This is a genomic window from uncultured Treponema sp., from assembly GCF_945873775.1.
Classification (GTDB): Bacteria; Spirochaetota; Spirochaetia; order Treponematales; family Treponemataceae; genus Treponema_D.
Genome location: NZ_CAMCEC010000011.1, coordinates 29,378 through 56,211 on the forward strand (window position 1 = coordinate 29,378; position 26,834 = coordinate 56,211).

Here is a 26,834-nt window from a genome sequence, read left to right on the forward strand (position 1 = left end):
TTTATTTCTGTGCCACGACACTTGTCATTTTCCGACTTATTAAGGAATCCACAAATTATTGAAACAAACAGGCAAAAAAGCTATAATTTGCAATCATGATAAATCCATTAGCACAAGAATTAAATGACGCGCTCAAAGGCACAACGCCAGGCGAGCTGCTTTCTGATGTTGGAACAAGACTTTACTTTCCAAAGGGAATAATCGCACAAAGCGCAGAAGCCAAAAAACTTGGAAAAACTGCAAACGGAACAATCGGAACCACAGTTGTTGAAGGCAAGTCGATTATGCTTCCTTCTATAAAAAAATACGTGCCGGACTTAACTTCCTCTGAACTTGTAGGATACGCGCCGACAGCAGGAAATCCAGATTTGCGTGCAATGTGGAAAGAATCAATTATCCGCAAAAATCCGCTTTTAAAAGATAAAAAATTTTCGTTGCCGGTTGTTGTTCCGGGACTTACAGCAGGCATTTCTTATCTTGCCGACCTTTTTCTTGACGAAACAAAGCCGCTTGTTGCAGCAGATCCATCTTGGGACAATTACGTTCTTATAGCCGAAGCAAGACGCAACGCAAAATTCGTTCAGTTTAAAATGTTCAAGGATGGAAAATTCAACATTGAAGAATTGAAAGAAACTATGCAAAAACAGGCTGAATCTGGCTCTGTCCGCATTCTTTTGAATTTTCCGCAGAACCCTTCAGGCTACAGCCCGACATCCGACGAAGCAAAACAGCTTGTTTCAATTGTAAAGGAAATCGCAGAAAAAGGCGCAAAAGTAATGGTTTGGTGCGATGACGCATATTTCGGACTGAACTACGAAGACAACATTGAAAAACAGTCGCTCTTTGCATATCTTTGCGACCTGCACGAAAATGTTCTTGCCGCAAAAATCGACGGACCTACAAAAGAAGACTTTGCCTGGGGATTTAGAACTGGATTTATAACTTTTGGCTGCAAAGGACTTTCTGACGCGCAATACGAAGCTCTTGTAAAAAAACTTATGGCTGCAATCCGCTCGTCAGTTTCATGCGCGGCAACTCCGTCTCAGTCGCTGATTTTAAAAGCCGCATCAGACGGAAAACTTGAAGAAGAAAAAGCTGAATTCCGCAAAATTCTTGAACGCCGTTATAAACTTGTACGCGAATTTGTTTCCACACACGAAAGCAAATTTATAAAGCCGCTGCCATTCAATTCAGGCTACTTTATGTCTTTTGACACAATGAGCATTGACGCTGAAAAATTAAGGCAGAAGCTTTTAAATGACCGTGGAATCGGAACAATTTCCATAGACGCAAAAACTTTAAGAGTTGCATTCTCAAGCCTTGATGAAGAAAAAATCAACATTGTTTATCAGGCGATTTACGACGTTGCGGATGAACTTGGAAAATAAAAAATTTCTTGCAGTTATAGCCGCGCTGATTTCTCTTTTGCTTGCCTCCTGTAAAAATTCTGGAAGCAAGCCTTTGATTATTTGGACAGACAATGCGGAAATTGTTTCTTATGTTGAGCTTTTTAATGCCACGCACGAAAACATAAGCGCATTTGCAGTCTACAAAGAGGAAGCGGCGCGCTCACTTCCGCCAGCAAAAGACGAGCTTACCCCGGATTTGGTCGTAGGCTCTTGGCTCAAGAATTCCGCAACACGAAAATATTTTCAGCCGCTGGATTATCTTTTTCAAGAAAAAAGCCTGAACCGCACTTTGTTCTACAAGCAGATTCTTGAATACGGACAAATAAACGACAAGCAATATCTTATTCCTATAAGCTTTAATTTGCCTGCAATGATTTTCAACAAAAAAAATGAAAGTTTTGTAGAGTCCGAGCATTTTTTAAATCTTGAGCAGATAAGAACATTTTCAGCGGCATTCAACAAAAAAAATAAAAACGGCACATACACTGCGATGGGATACGCGCCTTCCTGGGACACAGATTTTATGTATCTTGTAACAAAACTTTACGGTGCCGCCTACCATGAAAAAGGAACAAGTTTTATATGGAATGAAAAAGCGATGGAAACTTCAATTTCCGAAATGCGCCAGTGGACAATCGCACGAAATTCCAGCACTTCCGCAGAACAAAATTTTCAGTTCCGCTACCTTTATATGCCGGGCTACAAGCAAGTTGCCACAACACGATGTCTTTTTTCGCACACAACCAGCGACAAGCTTTTTACGCTCACAGATGCGCAGATTACAGATCTTTCATTTAGATGGATTGAACAAGATAATAAAATTCCAGTTGAAGACAACATTCTTAGTATCGGACTTTACAAAAAATCCGAGCATTCAGCGCAAGCCGAAGAATTTATTTCCTGGTTTATGAAAATTGAAACTCAGCAGCTTTTAATTGAACGCACAGAAAGCATGAAGCTGGACACTGTAAACTTTGGAATTGCAGGCGGATTTTCTACATTGCGCGAAGTAAATGAAAAATTTTATCCGGCTTTCTACAGACATCTTTTGGGAAATATGCCGCCGGAACAATTTATAACATTGCCGAATATTCTTCCGTACAGATGGAACAGCTTAAAAGAAAATGTAATAATTCCGTATTTGAAAGACAGCACAAAAACTGAAAATTCAGGCGCAGTTCAGTCGCTTGAAGAAAGAATCGCGGAATGGACAAAGCAGTTCTACTAATAGTTTGAAGTCAAAAAAGCCAGCTAAACTTTTTATTTTAAATTCCGATACATAAGATAGTGCAAAGAAAATTATTGCACTAAAAACTGAGGGTAGACTTATGTATTCAAACGGAATCAGCCTAAACGCGGCATCTTACAGAACTCTTTTCTCTACTTCTTCAGGCTCGCTCTGTGTTCCAGTAAAGCCTAGCGCAGTAATATATTCTCAATTTGATTACGTGCATGGAACTGCAACCGAACACGGACAGCGCGGAGTTCCAATAAACCGTCTGCGCATTTTAAACACATTGATTTCCCAGCTTGTTTCCATGAAGCAAAAGCCAGCCCTTTCAGAAGAAGAAGCCACTGGACTTTCTGAAGAACAGAAAGATGAACTTATAAAAAGCTACCAGCAGCAAATAAAAACTGCAATTGCAGCTAGCAGCGCGCAAGGACAGGCAGCTTACGGACTTGCAGGCTTAATGCCAGAAGCAGGCGCAGTCGTTTCTGTTTCAGCGTAAAAATTACGCCCAGATAAACCAAAGCAAAGCAGATGCGGCGGCTGTTGTAATAAGCGTGAATGGAACTCCGATTTTAAGCCAGCCAGAAAATTTCATAGGATAATTTTCTTTCTTTAAAATTCCCATTGCAACAATATTCGCGCTCGCACCAAAAGGCGTAAGGTTTCCGCCTAGGCAGCTTCCGACCAAAAGCGCAAACATAAAAAGCTCCGGGTTTATTCCAATTTGAGCCGCCATTCCGCCCGCAACAGGAAGCATCGCAATTATATAAGGAACATTGTCAACAAATCCGCTTACAATAACAGAAATCAAAAGTATTATAAAAAAGCCAGCAACTTCAGAACCGCCAGTAACATTCACAAGCAAATCCGCAAGGTCGTTCAAAAGTCCGGTTTCTTTTATTGCGCCTATTACAACAAAAATTCCAAGCAAGAAAAAAATTGTTTCCCAGTCAAGTTCCTTTACAACTTTTGCAGTTTCGGCGCTTGTTTTTTTCTGAAACAACTTGAACCAAAGCAGGCACAAAATTCCAATCGACATTACCAAAGTTCCGCTCAAATACTCAAACCTGGTATTCACAAAAGAAACTCCAGCAAGTCCAAAAATCATAAGCAAAAGGCAAACAAAAGGAACCCAGGAAATGACTTTTTCGCTTTCAACCTGAACTTTATTTTTTCTATTTTTCGCAAAGAAGAAATAAAAGAAAACACATCCGGCAAGCATTCCAGCTTGAATTATAAAGAAAATTGAAGGTTTTCCCATATAAAAAAAGAAGTCGTTAAAATTGTATCCGGCGTAGCTTGCAAAAATCATTGAAGGCGGATCTCCAACCAAAGTCGCAGTTCCTTCAAGGTTGCTCATAACGGCAAGTCCCATCATAAAAAAAGTAGGATTAATTTTCAGCTTTGAGCAAAGCGCAAGTCCAATCGGAGCCATTACAAGAACTGTAGCAACATTTTCCACAAAAATCGAAATTATTCCCGTCATCGCAAGAATCGCAACCATCGCAATGCAAGTGTTCCGGCTGCTGTTCACAATTTTGTCAGCGATTTTCACAGGAACTTTTGAATAAATAAAAAGAGAAGCAATAATCATGCTGCCAAGATAAATCATAATAACATTCCAGTTTATGATTTCAAATACAGAATGATAAAGCGCGTATATTCTCTGCGGAAACTGGCCTTCAAGAGCAACTACATCCTGCGGAAGCGGAAAAATCTGCCCCGGAAAAAAACTCGCAACAATAATAACAAGAAACGCAGCTCCAGTTGTAAACAAAACTTTTTTGTTCTGGAATAAAATCACAAGCACATACATCAAAACCGCAATAATTGCGACTAAAGTTTTCATATTAAGCATATTTTCTCCAAATAAACTATTTAAAATATCTTGCGGTAAGAGCATCCGCAAGGCAGCGTGCTTTTCGGATTGTCTGAAGAACAAGCGGCACAAAAACAGGAATTATCGATTTTATTTTTTTTATTCCCTTTGCGTTTCCAAATGTTCCGCGGATAATCTGTGTTTTTATAATGCCCGAAAATTCATCTAAAAGCAACGGTATAAACCTAAAAATAATTCCAACTATCAGGACAACACAGCGAACAGGAAATTTAAAGAAATTCAGAGGCTTTAAAATAGCGGAAATTCCGTCCATAACCTGCCGTTCATCCGCAGTAAAAATATAAGTTCCAATCGCAAAAATAGCGCAGACCGAATGAACAAAGGAAGCTGCAAAAAGCAAGAGTTTCCGCTGAGTAACAAAAATCATTTTCCAGCTGAAAAGAATTTTGTCTCCTTCATAAACAGGAAAAAGAATAATTCCAAGCAAAGAAAAAATCACAATCCAAGGAACAAGTTTTGCAATTATTTTAAAGGCATTTTTTAGCGGCGATTTTGCAAGAACGGAATACAAAATGTTTGCAAAAATCATTGCAATGCAAGCTGGAAACGGAAACAAAATTGAAGCAAAAAACAAAACTAAAAATAAAAATGTTTTCTTGCCTGCAGAAAGTGAATTTATAAACGAAGCTGGAATTTTTTCAGGCGCAGAAAAAACTGAAGTCGCTTTAGAAACTTTTTCAAGCAGCGAAGCGTTTTCAATTAAATTCATTTCCTTTAAATTGCCCGGAACTGAATATGAATTTTCTTCACGCTTGGAAATCAAATCTTCCCAGCAAAGCCTAAAGTCCGCAGCTTCGGTTTCCTGAAATCTATGCGTGCTAAACAAAACAGTTTTTCCGCTTTCAGCAAGCTTTCTAAAAGATGCAAGGAGATTTTTTCTTGAAACAGGATCTAAGCCAGCTGTAGGCTCGTCAAAAATCAAAATGTCGCTACCAAGCGCAATAAGCCCCGCAACAGAAAGTTTCCGTTTTTCACCGCCGCTAAGAGAAACAACCGGAAGATTTCCGTATTTTTTGTAATCAAGTCCCGCAAGTTCCATGGATTTTTTTACGCGCTCAAAAAGTTCCCTGCCTTTTATATTTTTATTTTTAGGACCAAACGCAACATCATCTGCGGAATACGGCTCGAACAACGCAGCCTCGCTTTCTTGCAAGCCAAGCACAGGGCGGCTCAAAGCATAAATTTTTCCGCTCTGATTTTTTTTAAGTCCTGCAAGGCATTCAAACAACGTTGATTTTCCGCAGCCGCTCGGACCTGTCAAGGCAACAAGAGTTCCTTTTTTCAGCTCAAAAGAAATGTCTTTAAAAACTGGAAAATTTCCATAGGAAAATGAAAGTCCTTGAACCTTTAAAGCTATTTCTGCAAATTTATTCTTTGCTGGATTTAAATTTTTAAACGAAGTGTATTCGCCGTCAATTCCAAAAATCGCTTCAAAAATATTCTTGTTTTCTTTAAATTCATTTGGAGAGCCGTCAAAAATTATCTGCCCCTGCTCCATCACGATGATTCTTTTTGCAGCTAAAGCTTCATCCAAATCGTGCGTAACAGAAATAACCGTGTGCCCTTTTTTATTCCAAGCATCCACAAATTCCACAAGCTGATTTTTTGAATCCGGATCAAGCATAGCCGTGGCTTCGTCAAGAATCAGCAAATCCGGGAAAAGCGCAAGGATTCCGCTGAAAGCAAGACGCTGAGTCTGCCCCAAAGAAAGCTCAAAAGTTTTGCACAACGCTTTGTCCACAAGAGAAACAACGGAAAGACATTCGATTGTGCGCAGTTCAATTTCAGCATCTGTCATGCTAAGATTTTGCGGACCAAAAGCCGTGTCGCGCTCAACAATTCCGGCAACAATCTGCTCTTTTGGTTGCTGAAAAACAATGCCGGGAAGAATTCCATCCTGCTTTATGACTTCACCTTTTGAAGGTTCAAAAAATCCTGCAATAAGCCGGGCAAGCGTGCTTTTCCCAGAACCGTTGAGCCCAAGAACCACAATATATTCGCCTTGGCTCACAGAAAAATTTATATTGTTAAGCGCAATTTTATTTGAACGAGGATATTCATAGTAAACATTTTTTAGCTCAAGCAACGGCATTTTCAAATATTCCTAGCTGGAAAAAACGGTTTGCTTCCAGAAATCGAAAGTTCATAAAAAATACATTCAAATCCGATGTTTTTTGTTAAATTTAACATCGCAAATGAAGGTTTTTGTCCGCCGCGAGGTCTAAAACAGCTTCCAGGATTTATAGTAAAAACTTCGCCAAGATTTTCCGCCGCAATGTGAGTGTGGCCGTAAAGCGCAATTTTGCAGTTGTTTTTCTTTGCCGCAGAAACAATTTCACCAGTTCCAAGGTAAAGAGAATTTCTGTGTCCATGCGTAAAAAAAATTCGCTGCCCGCATGCTTCAAGCACATTGAAAAGTGGAACTTTCAGCTGAACATAATAAGGCTCGTCAGAAAGAACATTTCTAACAGGATAAAGATCTGCGTCGTTGTTTCCTTCGACAATTCCAATTACTGGCGGAACAATAGCTTTAATTTCATCTTCATCAACAGAATTTGAAATCAGCTTTGAAATGTCGCAAATTCCGTCGCCGCAAAAAACAAGGGCATCGCTTATAACTCCAAACTGACGCAAAATCAGCAAAAGATTAGAATACGCGCCATGAGAATCTGAAACCACAAGAATCCGAGCAGAATCTTTTGTTGCGAGTTTTTGTATTTCTTCACGGCTGCCGATAAGCAAAGATTCATCTTGTAAAAGTGTGTTCAATTTATTCCGCCGAATTTAAAATTATAAAATGATTTCTTGACTGAATTCCAGTTTCGCTATCAACATAGCGGGCAACCTTTCTTTTTCCTGCAACAGCCTGAACATGATAATAAAGCTCGCTGTCTTGCGGAAGAACAAACGGAAGTTCCGCCGCATATTCAACTGACGAAATCAAAAGCGCCAAAGTTTCATCGTCTTCATTTTTATTTTCTGTATCGCCAAACTGAATTCCAGCCGTATATTCGTGGTCAATCACAAAGTTGCAAGTAAATTCCTGCCCTAAAACATCATCCTGCGGAAAAATTGAAAAAACATTGAACGGCGGATTCCCATTCCATTCTTCTTTTATCCTTGCAAGCGGAGAATGTGTGTTTTCCGGCGCGCCAAGAAGAACAATTCCATGCACATTGTTTTTTTCAATAACATCACGCAAACTGGAAATTCTGCCATGCAAATCATCTGGAAAAACTAGCGGAAGAACAAGTCCGCCATTTTCAGCAAGTCCAAATTTTTTCTCCAAGGAATTTATCGCTTTTTTTACAAAATCGTTGTCATTAAAACCATATCCAATAAGCACGCAGACAATTCCATTTTCGTCTGTCCAAGAATTCTCTTTTAATTCAGAGGAACTTTCGCGCGGCTGAATTTCAATAGAGTCGTCTGAAGCAACTTTTATGCTGGGAACATTTTTTTCTTTGCAGCCTGAAAAAATAATTGCAAAAGTCAAAAAAAGCAGTTTTCCCATTAATGCAATTTTCTTTTTTAATTTCATTTTTTAAAATCCATTTTATAAAACAAACGAACCCCGCTGCAAAAATAACAACGGGGCGCATTTTGGGTTACTTTACAAAATCACAAGTTTTTCAGCAATAAATCAGTCACCCCATTCAATTTTAACAGCAACTGAGCCACTACCTTTTTTAGAGCCAGATTTAGAACCAGCTCCAGGTTCAACACTTGTTGTATTTATTAAGTTCATTCCCATAGATTCATTGTCAAACCCTTTTCCAGAAACAGCCGCAACTTTTTCCGCATGAGGATTTGAAGGTCTGTTTGCTGTAACATCAGACTTGCTGTTCTGACCTGCAAAAACAGGAACTCCATTTTTTTCTCCAACTTCCGCGCTGGAAGTAAACGGAGTTGATTCTGGATGTTCTTCGGCAGCAACGTTTCCGTCAGAAGTTTCATTTGCAGAAGCAACTGTTCCTGCATTGCTTTCTTCAGATGGAGCAACGTCGGTAGAATTATCCTCGGATTTAGCGACTTCCGCAGAAGAAGCTTCAGGACCGCCAAAACTTACAAGTCCCTGCGTAACAGAAAGACGTCCGGAAGAAGTAACTTTGAATTCTGTTCCTCTTACTGAAGCTGTTGCAACTGCGGAACGAACTTTGAATCCAACTTTTCTTCCATCAGAAGAAGAAACATTTGCTTTAAGCGAGCCGGAATCAATATAAATCTGAGTTGAATCCTTGTTTTCCATTGCGACCATGTTTTCAATTGTAATTCTTGTCAACGGTCCCAATGTAAAATTTGTTCCTTTTACAGAAACTACAGCATTTGATTTAAATCCAGTTGAAATAACGACTCCTCTTTCCTGAATAATATCGCCCTCTTCAACAGGAATCCACATTCCGCCTTCCAGAATTTCAACTTTGCCTTCAATGCTTACAAATTTAGCTTCCAAAGCAGAAGCTGAAAAGCCCGCAAAAACGGCAAAAGCAAGCAACGGCAAAAACTTAAAACTCAATTTCATACAACACCTCCTAAAATTTTACGGCTAAAACGAAATAACCGCATTAAGCGCAATTTCTGTTCTGCTGGAATCGCTTGAATCTCCTGCAAAATGGCTTGCAAAAAGCGTCAAAGCAAGATCAGAGAACAAGTAATATTTTGCATTTCCATAAACTTGGAAACCATAATAATCAAAAGCATTATCATCCCTGTCAAGGAAAACAGCATCTCCGCCAACAGCACAATAAAGCCTGTCAATTGGAACTATAGATGCAAACAATCCAGCTTTTGAAATTCCTGAATAAATCGGTTCATCAGCCGAAAGACAGGCTGTAACCTGTGTAAATCCAATAAATGGAACAAAAGGACCTCTGTCTCCAGAAGCATAAGAAGCAGAAATAGTAACAGAAGAAGACTTAAAATCCGGGAACAAAGAAATGTTGGCTCTTCCCAAAAATCCAAAATCAGAAAAATCTGTAGAGCTTGCAGTTCCGCTCAAGCCGTAAAAAACCATAGGAGCAAGCGGTCCGTCCAAGCGCAAAGTTCCATAAAAACGGTTGTCTTCATCTTCTGGAGAATCAGCAGGACCTTCTGTGTCCCAAAAGCCGAGACCTTCCAAAGAAATCGTCTGGTTTAGCAATAAATACGGAAGGCTGATTTTTACTCCGCCTGCTATGTAAGGGGCGCAAAAATCGTAAAAGTCATTTTCATCTTCATCGCCTGGCTCCCAAACATAGCCACCGCTGTTCAAAACAGAAATGTTCTTTAAATTCAACAGTCCTGTGTATCCGCCGAAGACAGAAACATCAAGCCAGGAAGCGGAAAACTGCGCAGAAGCTCCGTCAAGCGATTGGGCAAAAACAGATTGCGAAAGATCCGGCAAGAAAAGGCGGCCTGCATCCAAGAAGAATTTTCCAGCAGAACACTCTATAATGGAAGAAAACTTCAAAATATTTAAATCTGCAATAAAATTATTTTCGCTATTAGAATTGTCGCCAAAAATTTTTTCATAGCTATGACTAAGGCTGGCTTCCAAAGAAAGAAATGTTGTGCCTTTTTTATTGAAAGGAATTTTTGCAAGCGCAGAAAAAGCCTCGCTCTGCTTCAATGTAGGGTCGCTGTATTCTTCGCTGTCAAATTTCAAGTCTGTGTTATCGCCCAAAAAGAAAGAAAGTTCAGCAGAAAAAGCAAACACCGAGAAAACTGAAAATAAAATAACGGCAAAATATTTTTTTACATTCATGCTAGTTTCTCACCTCATAAAAATCAATGCAGTCTGTAACAACATTAAGAAATTCCCTGCCAGTGGGAATGCGCTTAGGATCAAAAGAATACGAAATTACGCCTCCATTGCGAAGCTGCTTAAAGGCATAGCGCGGGCTTGGAAAAAGCTTCATCATAAGGCTATCTGGAATATCCCAAGTAAAATAGCACAGCCAGGCAAGATTTTCAAAGTTGATAAAATCATCTGCGGAAATATCTGCTTCTATGGCTGGTTTAGAATACTGTTCTCCTATTTTTTTCCAAGCATCGACAGCATCTTCTTCTGAATCATCATCTGAAATATAGCCCATTGCGACTGCTGTAAAATACGCGGCAGTTCCGTAAGTGAGCTTTTCAGTAGATACAGTTTTCTCCACAATTTCCGCAGACTGAGAAAAAACAGCCGAAACAGAAATGAGAGCAAACAGAAAAATCGAAGTAAAAAGTTTCATACCACTCCTCTAAAAATAATGTTCGCAAATGTTCATTTACAAGAAATTATACTATATGATATAGTTTTTGTCATGGTAATGAAAAATAAATTCAAAGAATTTTTTAAAACTAAGATAGAACTGATTATTATGGCAGTTTTTGCGCTTTTGAGCGTAATGGCAATTCAGACAAGCCTTTTTCAAAAGCTCGACTACAGGCTTTATGATTCAATGCTAAAAATAACAAAAGAAATCGAGGCGCATCCTAATATTGTAATTGTCGATGTTGACGATGAATCACTTGGACGCGTTGGCTCTTGGCCTTGGACTCGTGATATTTTGGGAAACGCCTTAATCCGCATGAAAGAATTCGGCGCAAAACAGGCTGTATTCGATATTGAATATATTTCACCTTCTTCAAAAGGCGTAAACGAAAATTTAAGCGACACAGTAAACAAGACTTTTATAGACGGCGAACAGGCAATTTCAAGTTCAATTTCAGAATTTGCAAACGGAATTGAAGGCGGAACGGTAAACGCGAAAAATGCGCAGGAACACGCCGAAAATCTTATTTCAAATGAAATAGACGGAATTCTTTACGAAATGCAAAAGGAAATCACATCCGGGTTTGAGCTTGACTACGATGATTTTTTTGCAAGATGCGTTCAGTTTTTTGGAAACACTTCGCTGACTGTAAACATGAGGCATATTGCGCAAAAAAGCGATGAATCAGAAGAAAATTACGCCAGAACAAGATTTCTTTTTAACAATGTAACGGACGAAAAAAATCTTATTCAAAAAGGAAACATTTATTCAGTAAAAGAAGAAGCAAGCCAGGAGCTTGGTTTTACGCCGGCGCTTCACAAAATTCTTTCACGCGCGCAAGGACTTGGATTTACAAATGTTATCGTAGACAAAGACGGAATCAGGCGCAGAATTGAGCTTTTGAATTTTCAGAACGGAAAATATGTCGGGCAGCTTTCTTTTGCACCGCTTATGAAGCTTTTGGATGTTCAATCTATGGAAAGAACTTCAAATTCAATAATTCTGCAAGGATTGAAAAATCCGAATTCGGATTCAAGATACAGCATCACAATTCCGCTGGATAAGCATGGACGAATGCTGATAAACTGGCTTCACGAAAGTTACGTGGACAGCTTTAGGCACGTTCCGGCTTATTTGCTTTACAATCTTGATCTTGCGGAAAAACTTATAATAGAAAATCTTGCAAATATAAAAAACGCGGATTTGTCGTCGATTTCAGAAGAAGATGCGGAATACATTTTAAATTCCATGTATTTTGAAGATGAATACGAAAAACTTTCAAATTCAAAAAAACGTCTTCTATTAAAATGCCGCGGATTTGACGAGGAAGGAAAAGCAATAAGAGGCGGACTTTCTGAAGAAGACTACGAAAAATATTTTTCAGCCAGAACAGAATTCTTTAAAAATCTGAAGGAATTTTCTGATTCATTTGTTACAGTTCCGGGATTTGAGCAGATTCCAGAGCTTGCGGAACTTTCAAAAAGCATTGAATTTTATCTTCGCGACTTTGAAACGCTAAAAGGCAGCATGGAAGGCTCGTTCTGCATAATCGGAAACTCGGCGACTTCCAGCACTGATTTGGGAGTAACGCCATTTTCAAAACAATACGCAAACCTTGGACTTCACGCGAATGTTATAAACACAATCCTTCAGAAAAAATTTATACGTGAAGCAGATCCGCTTTGGGGACTTGCATTCTGCATAGTTTTCATTTTGCTTGCAATGCGCATAACGGCAAAATTCAGCACAGGAAAGAAGAACGTTTCAAGATTTTTATACGTAATTGTTCCGCTTGCGCTTTTTTTCATTTTGATGACGCAGTTCAACATTTACGTTCCGTTCGTAGTTCTTTTTGCATTTTCGTTCCTGAATTACTTTTCGGGAATCATTGTAAATTTCCATGCGATAAACTCGGACAAAAAATTCCTCCAGTCAACATTCAGCGCTTATGTTGCTCCTGCCGTTGTAGACGAAATCATCAAGAACCCGGAAACTGCAAAACTCGGCGGAAACAGCAAAAACATAACCGCGCTTTTTTCAGACGTAAAGACATTCTCCGGATTTACAGAAGCTGTAAACAATGCGGAAGGCGAAAGCAAAGGCGCTGAACGGCTTGTTTCAATTTTGAACGGATACCTTGGAGCTTTGAGCGATGCGATAATGGACTGCCACGGAACAATCGATAAATATGTAGGAGATGAAATTGTTTCGTTTTTTGGCGCGCCGGTTGATGACAAAGAAAATGCGTTCCATGCGTGCCTTGCAGGAATAAGAATGCTTCAGGCGGAAGCAAAATACAACGAGGAAAACAAAGAAAAACTTCCGATAAATCCGCGTACAGGAGAGCCGTTCTATTTGAATTCCCGCGTAGGAATAAATACTGGAAACATGGTCGTTGGAAACATGGGCACAAAAAAGAAGCTCAACTATACAGTCATGGGAAACAACGTAAACCTTGCATCCCGTCTTGAAGGAACAAACAAAGTTTACAATTCCTGGATAATGTGCTCGGACAGCACTTGGAATGCCGCCGACAATGGAGAAAACAAAGGTCTTTTAGTCGCGCGGAAATTCGACTTTGTTCGTGTTGTGAACATTGAAAATCCTGTACAGATTCACTGCATTTTAGGACTTAAAGATGAACTTCCGGCAAAGCAAATTGAAGCTGCGGAAATTTTCAACGAAGGAATCAAATGGTATTTAAAGGGAAATGATTTTCCTGACACTCCAAAAGATCCAGAGGATTTCAAGAAAGCGTACCAGTTCTTTAAAAATGCAAAGGAATGCTTTCCGCAGGATATGTCGTCCGATGTATTTATGAAAAGGTGCAGCTACTTCTTAAAATACGGTTCTGGCGAAAAATGGGATGGCGTTTTCACAATGAAAGAAAAATAAGGTAAAAGTATAAAATTGATTCTCGCATCAAGCGCGAGAATGATAGAAAAATGACTTGTCATTTTCGGGTGAACCCCCCTATGTCATACTCCGGCTTGACCGGAGTATCTATTTCAGATTCCTGACCAAGTTTACTGCGTAAACATCGCAGTGTCGTAGCACGAGAATCTGTTGGAAATTTTCAATAGATTATCGGGTCAAGCCCGATAATGACATTAAATTATAAAACTCGAAATTAAGGTTATTTAATTAAAACTACATTCTTTTTAAGATTTGCTTGCTGCCATCTTCTGAATCTATAAAAATAATACTTTCATCAGATAATGAACAAGTCATCGTTTTGTCACCTTCACCCAATGTCAATTTATTTCCTGAAACTGTGCCATTTACAACCTCAGTATCATCTTGAGGATTAACATTGCTTTTAAATATACGATTTTCATAAGTGCAAACAGAGCCATTGACAATTACTATATGGGCCTTTGCTAACAGTCTTTTTTCATCTACTTCAGCTTCTGCAACGGCATAAAGATTTCCTTTAAACTCTTTCATTACAGAGCCTTCATTATCTTTTATGCTTCCGTCAGAATTAATTGCAGCAACCAAGTCTTCATCATCGCCAAGCGCTTTTATTGTCAAAGTTGAACCAGAAACTGAATAATCAAATTCATCAGACTCAATAATATTGTCGTTGTTAACAGTTCCATTTTTGAGGTCATACTTAAGCCCACTAAATTTCACTTTTTGTCCATTAGAATCAAAAGCAAGCATACTAACCCGGATTTTTACTTTGTTAATTTCTATTGAGGTATATTCCTTTTTTTCAAAGTCAATTGAATAATAATTTTTTCCTGCAAGAATATTTTTTGTAGAAGAAGTTCCTTTGTCTTCATTAGTTTCTGGAACTGTTTCGTTTACTTCAGTTTTAGTTTCATTTCCGTCTTTGTCTTTTACTGTTACAGGCTCGGAAGTATCAACTTTTCCATCTGAGGTTGACTTTGCTTCTGTTGTATTTCCTTTGCTGTCTTTAATAACAATTTTTCCATCTGCCTTTGTATACGTTCCGTTAGAAACTGTTCCATCAGATGCTTTTATTATAACAGTGCCATCGTCATACAATGTAACAACATCTCCGTTGATTACAATTGCCTGAATAGGCTTAGCGTCATCATCGCCATCACTGCTAGAATTGCAACCTGCAAATGCAAGCGCAAGGACCATAGCTGCCAATACAGCTGAAATTTTAGCAAACTTTCTCATAAGTTCACTCCTTAAAATAAATAGATTTCGCTGAAAAAAATTCAGCAACGCTTATTGTACCCCCCCCCGGGATTTGTCAAGTACTTTGAGGAATTCTTATGATTTTTTTTGCAGATGAACTTTTCAAAAGATTATCCGACTAAGCCGGACGATGACAGAACTGTTAAGCCTCCGAAGATGACACTTTTATGCGCAACTGTTGCTCAACTTTTCATTTTTTCCAATGCACACGGCTTTTCCTTGCAAGAAAAAAACTTGACATCTGCCATTTGTGAACTTAAACTGATTTTTAAGATTCCGCAGAAAATGCAAATCTAAAAAACACACAAACCAATTCAAGGAGGCTTTTTAATGGAAAAGTTTTCAAACATACCGGAAGTCAAGCTCGGAATAATCGCAGTAAGCCGAGACTGCTTTGTAATTTCACTTTCTGAAAAAAGAAGAGCGGCAATCGTAAAGGCATTCAGCTCAAAAGGAAGCCTTTATGAAGCAAAGACAACTGTAGAAAATGAATGCGATATGCTGAAGGCGGTTGAAGAAGTAAAACAGGCCGGCTGCAATGCGCTTGTTGTTTTCCTCGGAAACTTTGGACCAGAAACTCCAGAAACTCAAATTGCGCAGAAATTTGACGGTCCTTGCATGTTTGTCGCCGCCGCTGAAGAAACTCAGAATGATCTTATAAACGGACGCGGAGACGCTTACTGCGGAATGCTGAACTGCTCATACAATTTGAACTTGCGCAAAATTCCTGCCATAATCCCAGAATATCCAGTTGGAACAGCAGATGACATTGTAAAGATGATTGAAGAATTTATTCCTGTTGCACGCGCAATTATCGGTCTTAAAAATCTCAAGCTTATCACATTCGGACCTCGCCCGCAGGACTTTTTTGCTTGCAACGCGCCAATCAAGGGACTTTATGACATTGGAGTTGAAATTCAGGAAAATTCGGAACTTGACCTTCTTGTTGCATACCGCGCCCACAAAGACGACAAAAGAATTCCAGAAGTTGTCGCTGACATGGAAAAAGAGCTTGGTTCTGGCGGAAACAACTTCCCGGATCTTCTTCCACGCATGGCGCAGTTTGAACTTACACTTCTTGACTGGATTGAAGCAAACAAAGGCTGCAAAAAATATGCAGTTCTCGCAGACAAATGCTGGCCGGCATTTCCTAAGGAATTCGGATTTGAGCCTTGCTATGTGAACAGCCGGCTTGCTTCCCGCGGAATTCCTGTTGCCTGCGAAGTTGATATTTTCGGCGCGCTTTCTGAATATATTGGAACTTGCATTTCCGGTGCTCCTGTTACACTTCTTGACATCAACAATTCTGTTCCGCAGGATATGTACGATGAAAGCATCAAGGGTAAATTCTCTTATCCTTATGTTCTTAACGATACGTTCATGGCGTTCCACTGCGGAAACACACCTTTCTGCTGCATGAACAAGGCTTGCAATCCTGGAGTCAAGTATCAGTTGATTCAGCACAGACTTCTTGAGCCAAAGGATTCAACGCCAGACTTTACACGCGGAACTTTGGAAGGCGACATAATGCCAGGCCCAATCACATTCTTTAGATTGCAGTCAACTCCAGATACAAAGCTTCAGGCTTACATTGCGCACGGTGAAATTCTTCCAGTTGCAACCCGTTCGTTCGGAGGAATAGGTGTATTTGCAATTCCAGAAATGGGAAGATTCTACCGCCACGTTCTTATCCAGAAAAATTATCCGCACCACGGCGCAGTTGCTTTCGGCCACTACGGAAAAGCATTGTTCACACTTTTCAAGTACCTTGGAATTCCTGATGTTGCATACAATCAGCCAAAGGGAACTTTGTATCCATCGGAAAATCCGTTTAACTGATTTGCAATTTAGCATTTAGCTTGGAAACAAAAAAAAATCCGTCTGTGTTTGCGCAGGCGGATTTTCTGTTTTATATAAGCATTCTTATTTCTACTTCTGGCCGTAGTAGGCGTTCGGGCCGTGTTTTCTCATGTAGTGCTTGTTGATGATGTAGTCCGGAAGCGGCTGCTGCGACGGGTTAATCTGCAGCGTGTTCATGGCCATGTGGCTCACTTCCTCAAGGACTGCGGCGTTGTAGACGGCTTTGTCCGCGGTTGCTCCCCAGGCGAAAGGTCCGTGTCCGCCCACAAGAACCATGTTCACTTCATACGGATTCAGTTTTAGAGAACGGAAGTGGCTTACAATGAAATTTCCGGTTTCCTTCTCGTAGTCGTTCTGGACTGCCTCGCGGCTAAGATACGGCGTGCAGGGAACTTCCGTCTGGATGTGGTCTGCGTGGGTTGTTCCGAACAGTGGAACTGCCTTTACAGCCTGAGCCCAGCTCACCGCGTAAGTTGAATGAGTGTGGATTATTCCGCCGATTTTCGCTCCGTCCGAAACCGCGAATTCCCTGTAAATAACAGCGTGCGTCGGAGTGTCGCTTGAAGGTCTTAGTTTTCCCTCAACAACATTTCCTTCAAGGTCAACAATCACCATGCTTTCGGGCGTAAGTTCCGGGTAAGGAACTCCCGAAGGCTTGATTGCGAACACGCCGGCCGCCTTGTCGAACGCGCTGACGTTTCCCCAAGTGTAGAGCGCAAGATGCTGCGCTGGAATCTGCATATTCGCCTCGTAAGCCTCTCTCTGCAATTCTGTATATTTCCCCATGAATTTTTCCTCCATTTGTTTTGTGTCATTGCCATGCTCGGCACGGAAATGACTATTTATGATAGATTCCCGCATCAAGTGCGGGAATGACAGTTGCCGTGTTTTACATCAAACCATTTTGTCATTGGCGGGCAAAGACCCGGCAATCTTTTTCAGCAGATTATTTCACGTTTTCGACTGCGGTGCGTTCGGCTTTTAGCGCGGACTTGTAGCCTTCGAGCCATCTGTCAAAGCCCGCGACATCAGCCGCGTCCGGTTTTACGGTTTTCTTCTGCGCGCCTGCAAAGACTTCGGTTTCAAGCCAGTCGCCGAGACTTTTTCCCTTTGAGTCCGCCGTGTACGAGGCAAGAAGCGCCATTCCCCAGGGACCGCCCTCGCCTGCGGTTGACATCGCGCTGATCGGAGTGTGCATTGCCGCCGCCATTATCTCAAGTCCCACGCCTTCCGTCTTGAAATATCCGCCGTGTCCTGTCATCGAGTCAATCTTCACGTTTTCGGCAAAAAGAACGTCCATTCCGAGCCTGAGCGTTCCGACCGCCGAATAAAGCTGGCTCCGCATGAAATTCGCAAGATTCAGCTTTGAGTCCTGTGAGCGCACGACCATCGGCCGCCCCTCGCAAAAATCAGTAACGCCTTCGCCCGAAATGTAGTTGACCGTGAAAATTCCGCCGCAGTCCTTTTCGCCGTCCTTCGCGCAGCCGAGAATCGTGTCGTAAAGTTTTCCGGCATTGAATTCCGCTCCCAGAAGCTTTGCCGCCTCGCCGATTAAATCTACCCACTTGTTGTATTCGGCAGTGCAGGTGTTCACGTGAACCATCGCGGTTGGTTTTCCGTCCGGAGTTGTAACAATGTCGATTACTCCAGGATAAGCCTTTGAAAGCGCCTTCTCAAGGACGACCATCGCGAACACGGAAGTTCCCGCGGAAATATTTCCTGTTCTCGGAGCGACAGCATTCGTTGCGACCATTCCTGTTCCAGCGTCCCCTTCCGGAGGAGCGCACAGAATTCCTTCCGCAAGCTCGCCTGTCGGGTCAAGCCACAGCGCGCCTTCCTTAGTGAGTTTTCCGGCATCTGTTCCGGCCGGAATCGCCTTTGGCAGAAGCTCAAGAAGTTTTTTCGCGCTTCCCTTTCCTGCCGTCAGCGAGTCGAATTTTTCAACCATGGATTTGTCGTAGTCGCCTGTCTCAGCGTCAATCGGGAACATTCCGCTTGCGTCTCCCACGCCGAGAACTTTTTTTCCTGTGAGCATAAAGTGCGCGTAGCCTGCGAGAGTCGTAAAAAAATCCACCTGCGGAACATGGGCTTCGTTATTCAGAATCGCCTGATAATAATGCGAAATGCTCCACCGCTCCGGGCAAGGATAATTGAAAAGTTCCGTGAGTTTTTTTGAAGCCTCGCCTGTAATCGTGTTCCGCCATGTCCTGAACGGCACAAGAAGATTGTTTTCCTTGTCGAACGCAAGATAGCCGTGCATCATCGCGCTGATCCCTAAAGCCTTCAGATTTGAAAGCTTTACGCCGTATTTTTCAAGAACATCTTTTTTAAGCTCAGAATATGCCGCAACGATTCCGCCGTGAATTTCATCCAGACTGTAAGTCCAGATTCCGTCCAGAAGTGAATTTTCCCAAGTAAATCCGCCCTGCGCCACGGGATTTTTCTCAGAATCAATAAGGACCGCCTTTATGCGCGTTGAACCGAATTCGATTCCAAGGACAGCCTGACCTTCTTCAATTTCTCTGGCAATATTTTCCTTCGTCATGTTTTACCTCTGATTTTATAGTAACTGACATTGCGAAAAAAACAAGTGGCGGTTTTCCCTAAAAAATGCCCAAAACTATCATCAAATACGAATTTCCGAACAAAATGATAGGAATGTTCAAAAATCGGGAACAAAAAAACTATTCCTTTCCGCCGGATTCAGGTTGATAATCATAATCACAAGGGGTGCAGAGGACATCCTTAATCCAAACACATAGAGGTGAAACCATGAAAAAGAATTTAGTTTTGGCTGCTGTAATGGCAATGATGGTTCTTCCGACATTCGCCGCAAAACTGGTAAAAGTCGGAATCATCAACAACGATCCGAACGAGTCGGGCTACCGCACTGCGAACGTAAACGACATGAAAAAGACATTCACAAAGAAGAACGGCTACAAACCGACTTTCTTCTACAGCCTTAAAAACGATGAGCAGATTGCGGCCGCACGCAAGATGGTTCAGGACGAAGTTGACTACCTTCTGATTTCCGCAGCAGGAACTTCAGGATGGACTTCTGTTCTTAAAGACGCTCAGGACGCCGGAATCAAGGTTATTCTTTTTGACCGCACAATCGACGCTGACGAAAGCCTTTACGAGGCATCAATCGTTTCTGACATGGCTCAGGAAGGAAAGACAGCCGTAAACTGGCTCGCAGGACAGAATCTCAAGGAATACAACATCATCCATATCCAGGGTGTTATGGGTTCAGCCGCTCAGATCGGACGCTCAGGCGCGCTTGATGAAAAGGCAAAGGCAGAAAGCAACTGGAACATCGTTGCCCAGCAGACAGCTGAATGGAACGCGGAAAACGCCCAGCAGATTGTTCAGGCTGTAATCGATTCCGGCAAAAAATTCAACGTAATCTATGCGGAAAACGACGACATGGCAAAAGGCGCGGTTGCTGCCCTCGACAAGGCGGGAATCTCTCACGGAGTCGGAAAAGATGTAATCGTAATGGGATTCGACTGCAACAAATGGGCGCTTGAGGAGCTTCTTGCAAAAAGATGGAACTACGACGGCCAGTGCAATCCGTTCCAGGCGGCTTACATTGATGACATCATCAAGAACGGCGCAAAGGAAAAGACTGTAATTATGGAAGAAAAAGGATTTGACGCCGCGACAATCACAAAGAATGATGTTGCAAAGTACGGTATCTAAGCATATTGTCAAGCGGATTCTTCTGTAAACAAAAAATATAAAATTGGCGGAGAATCCAACACCTTGGACACGGGGCTCGGATTGTCAAAAAATCTGAACCCCGTGTTTTTTTTGGAGGCAGACCATGCAGGACAAATCAGTTCTTGAAATGAGCGGAATACACAAGAAATTTCCCGGTGTATATGCATTGCAGAATATTGATTTTACTTTGCGTGAAGGCGAAATTCACGCTCTTATGGGAGAAAACGGAGCCGGAAAATCAACGCTGATTAAGGTTCTGACTGGCGTTCATCACAAGGACGAAGGCCAGGTTTCTGTAAAAGGAATCGGAACAGTCAACATCCGTTCCCCTCAGGATGCCCAAAACGCAGGCATCTCGACAGTTTATCAGGAAATAACTCTCTGCCACAACCTTACCGTGGCGGAGAATATGTATATAGGAAGAACAAAAGGGCCTTTCATCAGCTGGAAAAAGATGAATGAAGGAGCCGAAAAAATTCTAAGGGATCTTGAAATTCCGTGCGAGGCGGAGCAGCAGCTTTCAAGCTGTTCAATCGCTGTTCAGCAGATGGTCGCAATCGCGCGCGCCGTTGACATGGACTGCAAGATTCTGATTCTGGACGAGCCGACTTCTTCCCTTGACGATCAGGAAGTCCAGAAACTGTTCCGCCTTATGCGCAATCTCCGCGCAAAGGGAGTCGGAATTATTTTCGTTACCCACTTCCTTGAGCAGGTTTACGAAATCTGCGACAGAATCACCGTTCTGCGCGACGGACAGCTTGTGGGTGAATACGAAATCCGCGATCTTCCGCGCCTTGAGCTTGTCTCAAAAATGCTCGGAAAATCAGTTGAGAATCTTGACAAGTCGTCCAAGTCTTCCGAAGCTCCGGTATTCGCCGCGGATGAAGTTCCTGTCTACGAGGCGGAAAATCTTTCAAGCACGGGCGGCGTAAAACCGTTCAACTTCAAGATTTACAAAGGCGAGGTGAACGGATTCACAGGACTTCTAGGTTCAGGAAGAAGCGAAAGCGTGCGCGCGATATTCGGTGCGGACAAAGTCCTCGGCGGAAAAGTAAAGGTGAACGGAAAAAGCGTGAACATCACAAAGCCGATCCACGCGATGAAAAACGGAATCAGCTATCTTCCCGAAGACAGAAAACGCGACGGCATAATCGGCGACCTTTCCGTGAGAGAAAACCTGATTCTTGCGCTTCAGGTGATGAGAGGATTCTTCAAGCCGTTCAGCCGGGCGGAACAGGAAAAACTTGCGGACGAATACATCAAGCTGCTTGAGATAAAGACGGCTTCCGCGGAAACTCCGATAAAATCCCTTTCGGGCGGAAACCAGCAGAAAGTGCTTCTTGCGCGCGCCCTGCTTTCAAATCCGCAGTACCTGATTCTTGACGAGCCGACACGCGGAATCGACATCGGAACAAAGACGGAAATTCAGGAGCTTGTCCTGAAGCTTGCAAAGGAAGGCAAGAGCGTTACGTTCATCTCATCCGAAATTGACGAGATGCTCAGAACCTGCTCGCGTCTTGTTGTCATGCGCGATCTCAAGCAGGTCGGCGAGCTTTCCGGCAATGACCTGAACCAGACAAAGATTATGGAAACCATCGCAGGAGGAGAAAAACAATGACTTCTAAAAAAATCACGGACTTCCTTCTTGGACTTGTAAAAAAGCAGATTTTTATTCCGATTGCCGCGCTGCTGATTCTTGTAATTTTCAACCTTGCAGCGGATCCGTCATTCTTCAAGATTACGCTCGGCCAGAACAGCGAGGGCTTCCCGGTTCTTTCAGGCTACCTGATTACGATTTTGGACAACGCCTCTGAGCTTGTGATTCTTGCGATCGGAATGACGCTTGTAACGGCTGCTTCGGGCGGACAGGATATTTCTGTGGGCGCGGGAATTGCGATTGCAGGCTCGGTGATTCTGCGTGTTCTGTGCGGAACGGACGCGCGCCCCGAAACTCTTCAGGCTCCGATTTTTGTGGCGTTTCTTGTGGGCTGTATTGTGAGCATGGCGTTCGGCGGATTCAACGGCGTTCTTGTCTCGTACTTCAAGATTCAGCCGATGGTCGCGACTCTGATTCTTTTTACGGCCGGACGCTCAATCGCCGCCTGGATTAACGACAACGCGCTTCCGATTGTTGTGGATCCTGTTTTCGGCTACTTCGGAAACTTCATTCCGGGAATTCCGATTCCGACTCCAGTTTTCATCGCGATAATCTGCATAATAATCACGATGCTTGTACTCAAATTCACGAACCTGGGACTTTACACGCAGGCGGTGGGAATCAACAGCAACTCGTCAAGACTGAACGGACTAGATCCCCAGTTCATAAAATTCATCACCTATGTGATTATGGGACTTTGCGTTGCGGTCGCCGGATTCATCAAAGTCTGCCGAATTTCTTCTATTAATTACTCTGTTATCGCGAAGGACATCGAGATGGATGCGATTCTTGCGGTCGCGCTCGGCGGAAATGCTTTGAGCGGCGGCAAGTTCAATATGTGGGCTTCGATTCTTGGAGCTTACGTAATCCAGTTCCTTACGACAACGCTGTTCAAGTTCAACGTAGCCTCAACCGCGCTTCCGGCTTACAAGGCCGTCGTTGTAATCATCCTCGTTGTAATCAGCGCGCCGGTATTCCGCGAAAAAATGTCGCAGCTGGCAAAACAGATTTCCGGCGCACGAAAACACGCCGTAGCGAATGGAGGCTGTTAAATGAACTTTCTAAACAAAAAAAAGCAGAATGAGACTGCGCTTGCAAAAAAAAGACCGCTTTCAGACACAAATCTTCTTCTTGTGATTACAATTGCGGTTTTCGTGGCGATGTATCTTCTTGCGGTCATTTTTCTAGGCTCAGGATTCAGGAAGCCCCAGACTTTCTTCAACCTGCTGAATGAGAACGCCTCGCTCATAGTTCTTTCGTGCGCGCTTAGCCTTGTAATGATTACAGGCGGAATCGACATTTCAGTTGGAACTGTAACGGCTCTCGTATGCATGTGCTGCGCAGTTCACCTGGACAAAAACGGCGGAACAATTACGGGCGCGGTTATGTATGCGCTGATTATCGGAGTAAGCTTCGGACTTGTGCAGGGATTCCTTGTGGCGTTCCTCGACATCCAGCCGTTCATTGTCTCGCTTGCGGGAATGTTCTTTGCAAAAGGAATGACGACAATCGTAAACGCGACGCAGTTCAACGTAAAGCACGAGGGATTCGTCAAGCTCATAGAAACAAGAATTTACGTTCCGGGCATGGGCTCGGTGAACAAGCTCGGAAAATACATTCCGGCTTATGTTGAGCCGGGCGTTCTCGTGGCGCTTCTTGTGGTCGTGATTCTTTTCCTTGTGCTAAGGTGGACAAAGCTCGGACGCAACTTCTACGCTGTGGGCGGAAACCAGCAGAGCGCGAACATGCTCGGAATCAACGTTCAGATGACAAAATTCCTTGCGCACTTCATCTGCTCGGTTCTTGCAGCGGTCGGAGGATTCGTGTACTTCATGCACGTAGGCTCGGCTTCTCCAAGCCATGCAAGCGGCTACGAAATGAACGCGATTGCGTCTTCGATTATCGGCGGAACAATGCTCACGGGCGGAGTGGGAAACATCGCGGGAACATTCTTCGGCGTGCTTTCTCTTGCCACAATCAAGAACATCGTCTCCTCGCTCGGACTTGACGACGCCTGGTGGACGAACATCACGGTTGCTTTCATGATTTGTCTCTTCCTCCTGATTCAGAGCGTGGTTCTCTCAAGGAAGAATTCAAAGTAAATCCAGTTTGTCATCGGTATGTACAAAGATTCCCGCATCAAGTGCGGGAATGACAAAAATCGGGCGTACAATGACAACCAGCAAAAAATTACGGCTGCCCTGAAATTTTTGGAGCAGCCGTTTTCAGCACATTTTGAGCACGGCGGATTTTGCAGATCAGACGAATTCCGCGACTGACATTTCCTTCAATTTTGGTTTATAATTGAATCTTATATGAAAATAGATTTTGCCGGAGCATTTTACAAGAAAACCGAAGAATCCTCTTTTAAAATGAAATTCGTTTCAGGAACCAAGGAATGTGTTCTTCTTCATTTTTACAATCCCATGGTCATAACGCTGGACGGAAAACAGATTGAAACTCAGGCAAATGCGTGCATTCTTTACAAGCCCGGAACTCCGCAGATTTACTGGTGCAAGAACAACGAATTTGAAAACGACTACATAAAATTTCTTCCGGCGGACATGACGTTTTTCAACGACTTTCAGATTCCGTTTGACGAGATTTTTTACGTGACCGATGCGGACATAATCAAGCGCGAGATGACGGACATCACATATTTTCTGACGGAACGCTACGAAAACCACGACCACGAGCTTCTGGACCGCCTGTGCAAGGTTCTGTCCAACCTCCAGAACAACCGGCTTTATCCGAGCATAAAAACAAAGCGCGAAAGTGAAATCCGCTTCAGGCTGAACCAGCTGAGGAAAAAAGTTTCGGAAAATCCTGAAAAGTGGACAGTCGATCTTATGGCGGACGATTTTTTCCTTACGCGCTCGCATTTTTCAGTTTTATACAAGAAGACATTTGGTGTTACGCCGCAGTCCGACATCCATTTTTTTGTGAACGAAAAAGCCCTCCGCCTTCTGAACACAACCGAACTCACAGTCCAGGAAATCTCCCAGAAATGCGGCTACAACGAATGTGAGAATTTCATCCGCGCCTTCAAAAAAATGAACGGCGTCTCTCCGCACCAATACCGAAAACAGAAAGGGGAATAAAAAATTGAAGAAACAAAAAAAAGCCTCCTTAAAAGTTTTCACTTCTAGGGAAGCTTTTTTCACGCAGATTTTACGCTGATTTCAATTCTACTGGAGAAGTGAAAGAACGTTCTGTGAGCTCTGGTTTGCCTGTGCGAGCATTGCTGTTCCAGCCTGAGAAAGAACCTGGTTCTTTGTAAAGTCAACCATTTCCTTTGCCATGTCTGTATCGCGGATGCGGCTCTCAGAAGCCTGAAGGTTTTCTGCGCCAATATCAAGACCAACAACTGTCTTTTCAAGGCGGTTCTGATATGCACCAAGGTCTGCGCGCTGTTTGTTAATCTTCTTGATTGCTTCATCCAAAGTTCCGATTGCGCGGTTTGCTTCGTCTGGGCTTTCAAGAGTCATAATCTCTTCTGTTCCAACTGCGCGGAGTCCAAGAGCTGCTGCGCTCATTGTTCCAATATATACCTGTGTGCGCTGATCCATGTTTGCACCAATGTGGAGCCACATAGAAGCTGTAACGCTGTTTTCACCTGTTGGGCGTGCAAAGCGACCAGTAAGCATATTCATGCCGTTGAACTGTGCGCAAGAAGCAATGCGGTCAACTTCAGCGATGAGTGAAGAAACTTCAACCTGAATCTGCATACGGTCTTCGTCAGTGTAGATTCCGTTGCTTGACTGAACTGCAAGCTCGCGGATGCGCTGGATAATATCTTCAGTTTCCTGGAGGTATCCTTCTGTTGTCTGAATGAAAGAAATGCCGTTCTTTGCGTTTGTAGAAGCCTGATTCAATCCGCGAATCTGGGATCTCATTTTTTCTGAAACAGCAAGTCCAGAAGCATCATCACCGGCGCGGTTGATTTTCATTCCAGAAGAGAGTTTTTCCATGTTCTTCTGGTTGTTCAAATCAGTCAAACCCTGTGAACGCTGTGCAAACATTGCACTCATGTTGTGATTGATAACCATAATTTATCTCCTATGATCAAGATACTGGAGTTCTAAGCAAACATTTTGTGCCTGCTTCCCCTGCTTTGGGTTTACCACCCTATATTTTGATTGTCGGAGTTTGATTTTTTTACTTTAGATTTTTTTTAGATAAATTGCTATTTTTTTCCTTTGCAGCATGAGTTGCACCCAGTTACAATAACGTGCTTTTTTCCTTCAGTTTTATTAAAAAGCCGGGCAACAAGATGACCGTCTGCAAGAGGAATTTCCTTATGGCAAACCGGGCAGATTCTTCTTAATCCAGTTTCAACTTTTGGATAGCAATGCGGACATCCGTTTATCGTACAAAGCTGGTCTGGAACATTCATAGGCCTGTAAACTCTGCTGACCAAATCTTCACCCGGAAGAAGAGAAGATCCGCAAATCGGACACGAAACCAAAAGTCCTTTTTTCTGCGCATTTTCACTTCGGATTTTTCTAGCTTTAAGTTCTGAATTCTTACTTTCCAAAGATTTGAATTTTATATAAAGATTCAGTAAAAAAATTATAAGCGCAAAAACTGCGGCGGCAATAAAATATGTCAGCATGAAGCCATTATAAGTTCTAAAAAA

General features: G+C 42.5%; 22 protein-coding genes. 10 read left to right on the forward strand and 12 right to left on the reverse strand.

Features of this window, described 5'->3' with window-relative positions:
• Positions 1 to 95 precede the first annotated feature (95 nt).
• The 3 genes from Q0N70_RS07110 (at position 96) to Q0N70_RS07120 (ending at position 3,139) form a co-directional block, all read left to right on the forward strand.
• Entirely contained in the window at positions 96 to 1,388 is a 1,293-nt protein-coding gene (locus Q0N70_RS07110) for an aminotransferase class I/II-fold pyridoxal phosphate-dependent enzyme (protein WP_294015322.1), read from the forward strand.
• Positions 1,324 to 2,637: a hypothetical protein gene (locus Q0N70_RS07115; protein WP_294015324.1), complete on the forward strand. Its 1,314-nt coding sequence runs from the start codon at positions 1,324 to 1,326 to the stop codon at positions 2,635 to 2,637. Before Q0N70_RS07110 ends, Q0N70_RS07115 begins: the two co-directional genes overlap by 65 nt.
• Before the next feature lie 100 nt (positions 2,638 to 2,737).
• Entirely contained in the window at positions 2,738 to 3,139 is a 402-nt protein-coding gene (locus Q0N70_RS07120) for a hypothetical protein (RefSeq protein ID WP_013702454.1), read from the forward strand.
• A gap of 3 nt (positions 3,140 to 3,142) precedes the next feature.
• Here the strand turns inward: Q0N70_RS07120 and Q0N70_RS07125 are convergent, their stop codons facing one another.
• The 7 genes from Q0N70_RS07125 to Q0N70_RS07155 form a co-directional block, all read right to left on the reverse strand.
• Positions 3,143 to 4,498: an SLC13 family permease gene (locus Q0N70_RS07125; protein WP_294015327.1), complete on the reverse strand. Its 1,356-nt coding sequence runs from the start codon at positions 4,496 to 4,498 to the stop codon at positions 3,143 to 3,145.
• 16 nt (positions 4,499 to 4,514) lie between these two features.
• The gene (locus Q0N70_RS07130) at positions 4,515 to 6,632 is read right to left on the reverse strand and encodes an energy-coupling factor transporter ATPase (protein WP_294015329.1); all 2,118 of its coding nucleotides are present in this window, start codon (positions 6,630 to 6,632) and stop codon (positions 4,515 to 4,517) included.
• A gap of 2 nt (positions 6,633 to 6,634) precedes the next feature.
• Entirely contained in the window at positions 6,635 to 7,309 is a 675-nt protein-coding gene (locus tag Q0N70_RS07135; RefSeq protein WP_294015332.1) for a YfcE family phosphodiesterase, read from the reverse strand.
• Between the two features lies 1 nt (position 7,310).
• Positions 7,311 to 8,081, reverse strand: a complete 771-nt coding sequence (locus Q0N70_RS07140) for a hypothetical protein (protein ID WP_294015333.1) — start codon at positions 8,079 to 8,081, stop codon at positions 7,311 to 7,313.
• A gap of 102 nt (positions 8,082 to 8,183) precedes the next feature.
• Positions 8,184 to 9,062: a FecR family protein gene (locus Q0N70_RS07145; RefSeq protein ID WP_294015334.1), complete on the reverse strand. Its 879-nt coding sequence runs from the start codon at positions 9,060 to 9,062 to the stop codon at positions 8,184 to 8,186.
• Between the two features lie 24 nt (positions 9,063 to 9,086).
• Entirely contained in the window at positions 9,087 to 10,283 is a 1,197-nt protein-coding gene (locus Q0N70_RS07150) for a hypothetical protein (RefSeq protein WP_294015336.1), read from the reverse strand.
• 1 nt (position 10,284) lies between these two features.
• Positions 10,285 to 10,755 carry a hypothetical protein gene (locus Q0N70_RS07155; RefSeq protein ID WP_294015338.1) on the reverse strand — a complete coding sequence of 157 codons (471 nt, stop codon included), beginning with the start codon at positions 10,753 to 10,755 and terminating at the stop codon, positions 10,285 to 10,287.
• A gap of 72 nt (positions 10,756 to 10,827) precedes the next feature.
• Between Q0N70_RS07155 and Q0N70_RS07160 the strand changes: the two genes are divergently transcribed.
• On the forward strand, positions 10,828 to 13,674 hold the full coding sequence (locus tag Q0N70_RS07160) for a CHASE2 domain-containing protein (RefSeq protein ID WP_294015340.1): 2,847 nt from the start codon (positions 10,828 to 10,830) through the stop codon (positions 13,672 to 13,674).
• Positions 13,675 to 13,929: 255 nt separating this feature from the next.
• Here Q0N70_RS07160 and Q0N70_RS07165 read toward each other — a convergent pair whose 3' ends face one another.
• The gene (locus Q0N70_RS07165; protein ID WP_294015343.1) at positions 13,930 to 14,934 is read right to left on the reverse strand and encodes a hypothetical protein; all 1,005 of its coding nucleotides are present in this window, start codon (positions 14,932 to 14,934) and stop codon (positions 13,930 to 13,932) included.
• A gap of 351 nt (positions 14,935 to 15,285) precedes the next feature.
• Between Q0N70_RS07165 and Q0N70_RS07170 the strand changes: the two genes are divergently transcribed.
• Positions 15,286 to 16,794, forward strand: a complete 1,509-nt coding sequence (locus Q0N70_RS07170) for an L-fucose/L-arabinose isomerase family protein (protein WP_013702464.1) — start codon at positions 15,286 to 15,288, stop codon at positions 16,792 to 16,794.
• A gap of 90 nt (positions 16,795 to 16,884) precedes the next feature.
• On the opposite strand, the gene araD is transcribed toward Q0N70_RS07170, so the two are convergent.
• Positions 16,885 to 17,601, reverse strand: coding sequence for an L-ribulose-5-phosphate 4-epimerase AraD (gene araD, locus Q0N70_RS07175; RefSeq protein WP_273355458.1), 717 nt, complete (start codon positions 17,599 to 17,601; stop codon positions 16,885 to 16,887).
• 160 nt (positions 17,602 to 17,761) lie between these two features.
• A complete protein-coding gene (locus Q0N70_RS07180) occupies positions 17,762 to 19,360 on the reverse strand; it encodes a xylulokinase (protein ID WP_294015347.1) in 1,599 nt (532 codons plus the stop codon).
• Between the two features lie 227 nt (positions 19,361 to 19,587).
• Between Q0N70_RS07180 and Q0N70_RS07185 the strand changes: the two genes are divergently transcribed.
• From Q0N70_RS07185 to Q0N70_RS07205, 5 genes are all read left to right on the forward strand, one after another.
• Entirely contained in the window at positions 19,588 to 20,517 is a 930-nt protein-coding gene (locus Q0N70_RS07185) for an ABC transporter substrate-binding protein (RefSeq protein ID WP_294015349.1), read from the forward strand.
• A 124-nt stretch (positions 20,518 to 20,641) separates the two neighbouring features.
• A complete protein-coding gene (locus Q0N70_RS07190; RefSeq protein ID WP_294015350.1) occupies positions 20,642 to 22,156 on the forward strand; it encodes a sugar ABC transporter ATP-binding protein in 1,515 nt (504 codons plus the stop codon).
• Positions 22,153 to 23,247, forward strand: a complete 1,095-nt coding sequence (locus tag Q0N70_RS07195) for an ABC transporter permease (RefSeq protein WP_294015351.1) — start codon at positions 22,153 to 22,155, stop codon at positions 23,245 to 23,247. Before Q0N70_RS07190 ends, Q0N70_RS07195 begins: the two co-directional genes overlap by 4 nt.
• A complete protein-coding gene (locus Q0N70_RS07200) occupies positions 23,248 to 24,297 on the forward strand; it encodes a sugar ABC transporter permease YjfF (RefSeq protein ID WP_294015353.1) in 1,050 nt (349 codons plus the stop codon).
• A 213-nt stretch (positions 24,298 to 24,510) separates the two neighbouring features.
• Positions 24,511 to 25,296 carry an AraC family transcriptional regulator gene (locus Q0N70_RS07205; protein WP_294015355.1) on the forward strand — a complete coding sequence of 262 codons (786 nt, stop codon included), beginning with the start codon at positions 24,511 to 24,513 and terminating at the stop codon, positions 25,294 to 25,296.
• Between the two features lie 87 nt (positions 25,297 to 25,383).
• Here Q0N70_RS07205 and Q0N70_RS07210 read toward each other — a convergent pair whose 3' ends face one another.
• Entirely contained in the window at positions 25,384 to 26,244 is an 861-nt protein-coding gene (locus tag Q0N70_RS07210) for a flagellin (protein WP_273355447.1), read from the reverse strand.
• Between the two features lie 137 nt (positions 26,245 to 26,381).
• Positions 26,382 to 26,810, reverse strand: coding sequence for a hypothetical protein (locus Q0N70_RS07215; RefSeq protein WP_294015358.1), 429 nt, complete (start codon positions 26,808 to 26,810; stop codon positions 26,382 to 26,384).
• Positions 26,811 to 26,834: the final 24 nt, after the last annotated feature.

Bases quoted from the DNA above. Each gene is read 5' to 3' on its own strand.
- Q0N70_RS07200 (WP_294015353.1), top strand. From the start codon at position 23,248: ATGAACTTTCTAAACAAAAAAAAGCAGAATGAGACTGCGCTTGCAAAA.
- Q0N70_RS07180 (WP_294015347.1), bottom strand. From the start codon at position 19,360: ATGACGAAGGAAAATATTGCCAGAGAAATTGAAGAAGGTCAGGCTGTC.
- Q0N70_RS07150 (WP_294015336.1), bottom strand. From the start codon at position 10,283: ATGAATGTAAAAAAATATTTTGCCGTTATTTTATTTTCAGTTTTCTCG.
- Q0N70_RS07115 (WP_294015324.1), top strand. From the start codon at position 1,324: ATGAAGAAAAAATCAACATTGTTTATCAGGCGATTTACGACGTTGCGG.
- Q0N70_RS07160 (WP_294015340.1), top strand. From the start codon at position 10,828: ATGGTAATGAAAAATAAATTCAAAGAATTTTTTAAAACTAAGATAGAA.
- Q0N70_RS07185 (WP_294015349.1), top strand. From the start codon at position 19,588: ATGAAAAAGAATTTAGTTTTGGCTGCTGTAATGGCAATGATGGTTCTT.
- Q0N70_RS07130 (WP_294015329.1), bottom strand. From the start codon at position 6,632: ATGCCGTTGCTTGAGCTAAAAAATGTTTACTATGAATATCCTCGTTCA.
- Q0N70_RS07165 (WP_294015343.1), bottom strand. From the start codon at position 14,934: ATGAGAAAGTTTGCTAAAATTTCAGCTGTATTGGCAGCTATGGTCCTT.
- Q0N70_RS07125 (WP_294015327.1), bottom strand. From the start codon at position 4,498: ATGCTTAATATGAAAACTTTAGTCGCAATTATTGCGGTTTTGATGTAT.
- Q0N70_RS07205 (WP_294015355.1), top strand. From the start codon at position 24,511: ATGAAAATAGATTTTGCCGGAGCATTTTACAAGAAAACCGAAGAATCC.
- Q0N70_RS07195 (WP_294015351.1), top strand. From the start codon at position 22,153: ATGACTTCTAAAAAAATCACGGACTTCCTTCTTGGACTTGTAAAAAAG.
- Q0N70_RS07110 (WP_294015322.1), top strand. From the start codon at position 96: ATGATAAATCCATTAGCACAAGAATTAAATGACGCGCTCAAAGGCACA.
- Q0N70_RS07120 (WP_013702454.1), top strand. From the start codon at position 2,738: ATGTATTCAAACGGAATCAGCCTAAACGCGGCATCTTACAGAACTCTT.
- Q0N70_RS07190 (WP_294015350.1), top strand. From the start codon at position 20,642: ATGCAGGACAAATCAGTTCTTGAAATGAGCGGAATACACAAGAAATTT.
- Q0N70_RS07155 (WP_294015338.1), bottom strand. From the start codon at position 10,755: ATGAAACTTTTTACTTCGATTTTTCTGTTTGCTCTCATTTCTGTTTCG.
- araD (WP_273355458.1), bottom strand. From the start codon at position 17,601: ATGGGGAAATATACAGAATTGCAGAGAGAGGCTTACGAGGCGAATATG.
- Q0N70_RS07170 (WP_013702464.1), top strand. From the start codon at position 15,286: ATGGAAAAGTTTTCAAACATACCGGAAGTCAAGCTCGGAATAATCGCA.
- Q0N70_RS07140 (WP_294015333.1), bottom strand. From the start codon at position 8,081: ATGAAATTAAAAAAGAAAATTGCATTAATGGGAAAACTGCTTTTTTTG.
- Q0N70_RS07210 (WP_273355447.1), bottom strand. From the start codon at position 26,244: ATGGTTATCAATCACAACATGAGTGCAATGTTTGCACAGCGTTCACAG.
- Q0N70_RS07145 (WP_294015334.1), bottom strand. From the start codon at position 9,062: ATGAAATTGAGTTTTAAGTTTTTGCCGTTGCTTGCTTTTGCCGTTTTT.
- Q0N70_RS07215 (WP_294015358.1), bottom strand. From the start codon at position 26,810: ATGCTGACATATTTTATTGCCGCCGCAGTTTTTGCGCTTATAATTTTT.